Source organism: Pseudorhodobacter wandonensis (genome assembly GCF_001202035.1).
Lineage (GTDB): Bacteria > Pseudomonadota > Alphaproteobacteria > Rhodobacterales > Rhodobacteraceae > Pseudorhodobacter > Pseudorhodobacter wandonensis.
In genome coordinates this window covers 75,663-81,941 of sequence record NZ_LGHT01000038.1, presented here as the reverse complement: position 1 = coordinate 81,941, position 6,279 = coordinate 75,663, and the positions used below count along the sequence as shown (strand labels likewise).

Genomic DNA, 6,279 nt, shown 5'->3' with positions numbered 1-6,279 from the left:
GGTGGTCGTCCGAGGAAAACGGCGAAATCCTTGATCGCACGGATGTGGGACTTCTGCGCCTTGTCCCCCATTCCACGGATGCGCATGTCTTCGATCATCCGCTGGCGCAGCGGGGTTACTTTCTCTTCTGTCATGGGAACCTCCTGTCTGATGATTGAGAAGACCCCAATCGTCAGGCAGGTCGGTCAAAACGCAAAATGCGCACCACTTTGGGGGCGTGTCACGCCATTAGCCAAATGCACCAATGCCGCGAAGCGGCTTCGTCCAAGGGCCGTTTTTGGTACCGTTTCCTGCAAGCGGACATTGGCGTGTTCTTGACCAAGGTCCGCCACCTCCCGCATACCTGACATAGACAAGCTCCGAGACACAGATCGCGTTTAAGCCCCCGAAAAATTCTTCGGGGGCTTCTCGTCGTCTGGGTCGTTTTGGAATATCACCGCATCACGCCACTTGCAGCATTTACGGCAAAGGGCTGGCCGCGCGGGGTGGTTTATCGTGAAGTGTCGCAGCGCTTATTTGCGGCGGGGATCGATGCTGTCTTCATCATCGTCTTCGTCTTCGTCATCCGCGTCGGGCAGGTTAAAGAAGCTGTCGGCGTTTGAATAATCGGCGTGCTTGTCAGCCTCTTCGTCTTTGTCGGTCAGGCTGAAGTTTTCCAGACCGGCGAGCGAGGAAGGCATCTTTGGCTCTTCGGACATGCCAAGCGATTGCTCGGTGCTGACGAGTTTGCGGCGCTCATCATCCGACATCACGCCGCCTTCGGCAGCCTTTTTGCGCACAGCGATTTGTACGGCGGCATCAAGCTCGCTCTGCTTGCACAGACCAAGGGCGACCGGATCGATCGGGGTGATGTTGTTGATGTTCCAATGCGTCCGCTCGCGGATCGCCTGAATGGTTGGCTTGGTGGTGCCGACCAGCTTGCCAACCTGACCGTCGGTCAGCTCGGGGTGGAATTTCACCAGCCAGAGGATCGAGGCAGGACGGTCCTGACGCTTGGACAGCGGCGTATAGCGCGGGCCACGGCGTTTTTCCTCGCCCACGGCCGAGGCGATGAACTTCAGTTTCAGACGGTAGTGCGGATCGGCCTGCGCCTTTTCAATTTCGCCCGCGTCCAACTGGTTGTTGGACACAGGGTCAAAACCCTTAACGCCGGTGGCAACATCGCCATCGGCAATGCCTTGTACCTCTAGCTCGTGCAGACCGCAGAAATCTGCGACCTGCTTGAAGGTCAGAGTTGTATTGTCCACCAGCCAGACGGCGGTTGCTTTGGACATCAGTGGCTTGTTCATCGCAACACTCCTTTACAAATCCCTTCCATGCCGAGAAAACGGCTGCGGGCGTGGCCTCGCGTCTTTACGTTTTCGGGGAAGTCAGGGGTTCATATACTGACACATGTGGGCAGAGGAAAGAGAAAATGCGTGTTTTTGCGGTTTTGCTAGGTTTTGTGATGGCATTTTCGGGCGTAGCGGCGCGTGCGGATGGCGAAAAGGCCGGAGATTTTGACTATTATGTCATGGCGTTAAGCTGGTCATCAAATTGGTGTGCGTTAGAGGGCGACTCGCGCGGGGAAGACCAATGCCTGCCAGACAAGGGGCTGACGTTCACGCTGCACGGGTTGTGGCCGCAGTATGAAAACGGCTGGCCCGCCTATTGCCGGACCACTGCGCGCGACCCGTCGCGCAGCGAGTCGGGCGCGATGGCCGATATTATGGGCGGCGCGGGGCTGGCGTGGTATCAGTGGAAAAAGCATGGCCGCTGCGCGGGCCTGTCGGCGCAGGATTATTTTGCAACGGCGCGGCGCGCGTTCACATCGATACAAGAGCCTGATGTTTTTGCCAAAATCAACAAGACGCTGAAGGTACCCGCGTCAGTGGTGGAAGAGGCATATCTGGCCGCCAATCCGGTATTGGCCAAGGATATGATTACCGTCACTTGCAAGTCGGGGATGATTCAGGAAGTGCGGATTTGCCTGACCAAAGACTTGCAGCCGCGGCCCTGCGGGGCCGACACGATCCGCGATTGCCAGATGCAAGATGCGGTGTTAGGGGCGGTGCGCTAGGGGCCTTTCAGAGGGTTTTCGGGGAAATTTTCTGCGCCGCCAAAGGTCAGTCTGCCACTTTAAGCACAATTTTCCCGATATGGCCCTGCGCCTCTATCCGCCAGTGGGCGGCGGGGGCCTCGGCCAGCGGGTATTCGCTGTCGATGACCGGTTTCAGGGCGCCACGGGCGATCATTGGCCAGACATGTTCTTCGATCTGTGCGGCGATGCGGGCCTTGGCAAGGTCGGATTGGGGCCGCAGGGTCGAGCCGGTGATGGTGAGGCGGCGCATCATCAGCTCGGCAAAGTTGAGTTCAACCTTGGGGCGGGTCAGAAACGCTATTTGCACGAGGCGGCCATCATCGGCAAGGCTGCGGATGTTGCGGGGGATATAGCTGCCGCCGACCATATCGAGGATAAGATCGGCGCCGCCAACGGCCTTCATTTCGGCGACAAAATCCTGATCATGGTAATTAAAGGCTTTTTCGGCGCCAAGATCGGTGCAGGTGGCGCATTTCTTATCAGAACCGGCGGTGGCAAAGACGCGCGCGCCCAAAGCGGCGGCGATCTGGATGGCCGTGGTGCCGATACCCGAGCTGCCGCCGTGAACCAAGAACCGCTCTCCCGCCTTTAGCCCGCCGCGCATGACGATGTTGGACCAGACGGTAAAGCAGGTTTCGGGCAGGCAGGCGGCTTGGCGCAGGTCCATGCCTTCGGGGATTGGCAGGGCGTGGTCGGCGGCCGTCATCGCATATTCGGCATAGCCACCGCCCGGCAACAGGGCGCAGACGGCATCGCCCACGGCCCAGCGGGTGACACCCGGCCCGATGGCTGCCACATGGCCCGAACATTCCAGCCCCGGCAAGGGCGAGGCATTGGCGGGCGGGTTATAGGCGCCGGCGCGTTGCAAGGCATCGGGGCGGTTTACCCCTGCATAGGCGACCTTAATCAGGATCTGACCGTGTTTTGGCACCGGAACAGGCACCGATACCGGCGCAAGCACATCCGGCGCGCCAGGTTGGGTAATTTCAATCGCAAGCATCGCGTCAGGAACGGTCATAGCAGCCTCATTTCAGCGATCAGGACACAGATTTATCGGGCTCGGATTTACCAGGCATATCGCGCGGCCTATCTGGCATCTTGATCTTTTGCATCGCGGTCATGGCACCCGATAATGGCCCCGAGCGCAAGGCCCGTGACAGAGGATTATCGCGCAAAGCGGATTTGAATTTCTCAATCTGCATCACGTCGCGCAGGCGACGATCAAGGAAATCCCATGTTGCGGAATGGTTCGGGCTGTCATCGCCCAGCCAGAACAACACGGTCGCCGCATAGACGCCCGAGAGCGTGGCGCGTTTGCTGTACCAGTTCAGATCGGTTGAGGTATCGCCCAGCGCCTTCCAGATCGCATCTGCGGTGCCCCAAATGGCCGAAGCCCCCTCGCCCGCGTTTTGCGGCAGGGAAAACAGCGTGGTGCCACGGCGCACCAATTCGCGGTCTGTCACCAGTTCCAGCCGCGTGCGAATGGCAAAGGCCACGCGGTCGGAATAGCGCATCGTGGCCAGATTGGCGGCTTGCAGGAGTTCCACCATCTGCGCATCACCGCTGTGGTGATAGTGCAAAGCCAGATCGAGGCCCGCCCGAGGATAGAGCGCACGCGCCAGACCCAAGGCCACCCCCGAATCAGTGACCGCTGCGACAAAAGTTGCCTCGGACCAGCCATCAAAGGGCACATGTGGCAGTGCGGCCTGCAAAATCGCCTGTTTTGCCTGCTCTAACCCGTTATCCTTGGGGGATTCGTCAGTTTGTGCGGTTGTCATCATGGCCTCCGGTGTTTGCAATGGTAGACAAGCGCTGCCCCCTTTGCTATGGGGGGCGGGCCTGCACATCCGTGCAAATTTAACTTAGAAAGGTGGTGAAAACCACATGCAGGTCAGCGTCCGCGACAATAACGTCGAACAAGCCCTTCGGGCCTTGAAGAAAAAGCTCCAGCGCGAAGGCGTTTTTCGGGAAATGAAGCTTAAGCAACATTTCGAAAAGCCCTCCGTCAAGAAAGCCCGTGAGCAAGCTGAAGCAATCCGGCGTGCGCGCAAGCTCGCACGCAAGAAGCTCCAGCGTGAGAACGGTCTTTAAGATCGACTTCTAGCGAACACTGGTGGGGGCAACCCCACTCAAAGGCTAACCCCCTTGCGCGAGCTTGGGGGTTTTTCTTTGTCTTTTGGGCAGAGGCGGCGCAAGTTGGCACAAAAGGGGATTGATATGCAGATGACATGGCAGTTTTGGGCGCTGGCCTCGGCCGGATTTGCGGCGCTGACGGCGATTTTGGCCAAAGTGGGCGTAGCGGATGTGCCGTCAGACAGCGCAACCTTGGTGCGAACGGTGGTGATTTTGGTGCTGGTGGCGCTGATTGCCTTGCTGGGGCGTGAAGGGTTTTCGCCCAGCAAAATCTCGGCGCGGTCATATGTGTTTCTGGTGCTGTCGGGGCTGGCGACGGGCGCCTCTTGGCTGTGCTATTTTCGCGCCTTGAAAATGGGTGACGCGGCACGCGTGGCCCCGATTGACAAGTTGAGTGTGGTTCTGGTGGCCGTATTTGCGGCAGTGTTTTTGGGCGAGCATTTGAGCTTGCCGAACTGGTTGGGCGTGGCAATGATTGCGGGGGGTGCTATCTTGGTAGCGTGGCGTTAAGGAAACGTTGCGCAACCTAATCTGCGGCGGCATTGTTTTGGCCCCGATTATGTGCAAAACCGCGTACTTTAAACGAACAAAAAAAGGCTGCTTTACCTATGTCCGCCAGCATGATGTCGACTGTTGTCAAACCGATCCACCGTGAAGGTTGGCGCTTTATCCCGATTTTCGCGGTTGTGGCGGTGGTATTGTTCTTTGTCTGGCAGCCGCTTGGCTGGGTCGGGCTGGGCCTGACGATTTGGTGCTATTACTTTTTCCGCGACCCAAAGCGGGTGACGCCGACGCGCGAGGGGCTGATTGTCAGCCCTGCCGATGGCGTGATTTCATTGCTGGAACCGGCTGTGCCACCAGAAGAACTGGGCCTTGGGCCGGATGCGATGATGCGCGTGTCGGTGTTTATGAACGTGTTTAACTGCCATGTGAACCGCTTGCCGATTGAGGGACAAGTGACGAAAATCGCCTATCGCCCCGGCAAGTTTTTGAACGCCAGTCTGGATAAGGCAAGCGTGGACAATGAGCGCAATGCGCTGGTGGTGCGGATGCAGGACGGGCGCGATTTGGCCGTGGTGCAGATTGCCGGCTTGGTTGCGCGCCGGATTGTGTGCGAGGTGCCGGAAGGCGCACGTTTGCAAACGGGTGAGCGGTTCGGGATGATCCGTTTCGGGTCGCGGCTGGATGTGTATTTGCCCGAAGGGGTAGAGCCGCTGGTTTGCCTTGGGCAGACGATGGTGGCTGGTGAAACCGTGCTGGCCGATATTTCCTCGACCGAGGCGCCGCGCGAGGGCCGCGAAAGATGAGCGAGTCCCCTCGGCGCAAACGCGAAAGCATGTCCCTGATCCTGATGTTGCCGAATATGGTGACGATTTTGGGGCTGTGCGCGGGGTTAACCTCGATCCGCTTTGTGCTGGTGGGGCGGTTTGATATTGCCGCGGCCCTGATTATTTTCGCGGCCCTGATTGACGGGTTGGACGGGTTGCTGGCGCGGCGGCTGAATGCTGCAAGCGAGATTGGCGGCGAGCTGGACAGCCTGTCGGATTTTCTATGCTTTGGCGTTGCGCCAGGAATTTTGGTGTTTCAGTTCGCGCTAAGCCGCGATTTTGCGACCGGCTGGATGTTTGTGCTGATCTATATTTGCTGTGCCTGCCTGCGATTGGCACGGTTCAATGTGTCGCGCGATGAGCCTGCGCCTGTGGGCAAGCCGCATTTCATCGGCGTGCCGGCGCCGGGTGGGGCGATGCTGGCGCTGTTGCCGCTGTTTCTAACCCAGCTCGGCACGCTGGATGCACGCGATTTTCCGGTGGTGTTTGGCGTGTGGACGCTGCTTGTGGCCTGGCTGATGGTCAGCAAGGTGCCGACGTTGTCGTCCAAGGCCGTGCGGGTCAAGCGTGAGTGGCAGGTGGTTGTATTGCTGGCCGGCGCTGTCATCGTCGGGCTGATGGTAACGCGGTTCTGGTTGCTGTTGGTGATTTTGGATCTGGCCTATGCCATGGTGATAGCCTGGGCAGTGGTGCAGTATTTCCGCAAGCCGCGCAGACCAGAAGAGCCCTGAAGGGCTG

Annotated in this window: 8 protein-coding genes and 1 pseudogene; 5 read left to right on the top strand and 4 right to left on the bottom strand. The window is 58.9% G+C overall.

What is annotated here, in order from left to right:
• Both AKU79_RS12850 and AKU79_RS12845 read right to left on the bottom strand, forming a co-directional pair.
• Positions 1–134 (bottom strand): annotated as a pseudogene (locus tag AKU79_RS12850) (site-specific integrase); the annotation flags it as partial.
• Positions 135–512: 378 nt separating this feature from the next.
• The gene (locus tag AKU79_RS12845; RefSeq protein ID WP_050523988.1) at positions 513–1,289 is read right to left on the bottom strand and encodes a DUF1013 domain-containing protein; all 777 of its coding nucleotides are present in this window, start codon (positions 1,287–1,289) and stop codon (positions 513–515) included.
• Between the two features lie 125 nt (positions 1,290–1,414).
• Here AKU79_RS12845 and AKU79_RS12840 point away from each other — a divergent pair, with 125 nt between their 5' ends.
• A complete protein-coding gene (locus AKU79_RS12840; protein WP_050523987.1) occupies positions 1,415–2,059 on the top strand; it encodes a ribonuclease T2 family protein in 645 nt (214 codons plus the stop codon).
• A 46-nt stretch (positions 2,060–2,105) separates the two neighbouring features.
• On the opposite strand, the gene AKU79_RS12835 is transcribed toward AKU79_RS12840, so the two are convergent.
• Positions 2,106–3,098: an NAD(P)H-quinone oxidoreductase gene (locus AKU79_RS12835; RefSeq protein WP_050523986.1), complete on the bottom strand. Its 993-nt coding sequence runs from the start codon at positions 3,096–3,098 to the stop codon at positions 2,106–2,108.
• A gap of 19 nt (positions 3,099–3,117) precedes the next feature.
• The gene (locus AKU79_RS12830) at positions 3,118–3,858 is read right to left on the bottom strand and encodes a COQ9 family protein (protein WP_050524002.1); all 741 of its coding nucleotides are present in this window, start codon (positions 3,856–3,858) and stop codon (positions 3,118–3,120) included.
• Positions 3,859–3,964: 106 nt separating this feature from the next.
• Here AKU79_RS12830 and rpsU point away from each other — a divergent pair, with 106 nt between their 5' ends.
• The 4 genes from rpsU (at position 3,965) to pssA (ending at position 6,272) form a co-directional block, all read left to right on the top strand.
• The gene (rpsU, locus tag AKU79_RS12825; RefSeq protein ID WP_050523985.1) at positions 3,965–4,171 is read left to right on the top strand and encodes a 30S ribosomal protein S21; all 207 of its coding nucleotides are present in this window, start codon (positions 3,965–3,967) and stop codon (positions 4,169–4,171) included.
• Positions 4,172–4,297: 126 nt separating this feature from the next.
• A complete protein-coding gene (locus AKU79_RS12820) occupies positions 4,298–4,723 on the top strand; it encodes an EamA family transporter (protein WP_050524001.1) in 426 nt (141 codons plus the stop codon).
• Between the two features lie 98 nt (positions 4,724–4,821).
• Positions 4,822–5,520 (top strand): phosphatidylserine decarboxylase, encoded by a 699-nt coding sequence (locus AKU79_RS12815; RefSeq protein WP_050523984.1) that lies wholly within the window; start codon positions 4,822–4,824, stop codon positions 5,518–5,520.
• Positions 5,517–6,272 (top strand): CDP-diacylglycerol--serine O-phosphatidyltransferase, encoded by a 756-nt coding sequence (gene pssA, locus AKU79_RS12810; protein ID WP_050523983.1) that lies wholly within the window; start codon positions 5,517–5,519, stop codon positions 6,270–6,272. The genes AKU79_RS12815 and pssA overlap by 4 nt, the downstream gene beginning before the upstream one ends.
• Positions 6,273–6,279: the final 7 nt, after the last annotated feature.

Coding starts and splice junctions, on each gene's coding strand:
- AKU79_RS12845 (WP_050523988.1), bottom strand. CDS start 1,289: ATGAACAAGCCACTGATGTCCAAAGCAACCGCCGTCTGGCTGGTGGAC.
- AKU79_RS12840 (WP_050523987.1), top strand. CDS start 1,415: ATGCGTGTTTTTGCGGTTTTGCTAGGTTTTGTGATGGCATTTTCGGGC.
- AKU79_RS12835 (WP_050523986.1), bottom strand. CDS start 3,098: ATGACCGTTCCTGACGCGATGCTTGCGATTGAAATTACCCAACCTGGC.
- AKU79_RS12830 (WP_050524002.1), bottom strand. CDS start 3,858: ATGACAACCGCACAAACTGACGAATCCCCCAAGGATAACGGGTTAGAG.
- rpsU (WP_050523985.1), top strand. CDS start 3,965: ATGCAGGTCAGCGTCCGCGACAATAACGTCGAACAAGCCCTTCGGGCC.
- AKU79_RS12820 (WP_050524001.1), top strand. CDS start 4,298: ATGCAGATGACATGGCAGTTTTGGGCGCTGGCCTCGGCCGGATTTGCG.
- AKU79_RS12815 (WP_050523984.1), top strand. CDS start 4,822: ATGTCCGCCAGCATGATGTCGACTGTTGTCAAACCGATCCACCGTGAA.
- pssA (WP_050523983.1), top strand. CDS start 5,517: ATGAGCGAGTCCCCTCGGCGCAAACGCGAAAGCATGTCCCTGATCCTG.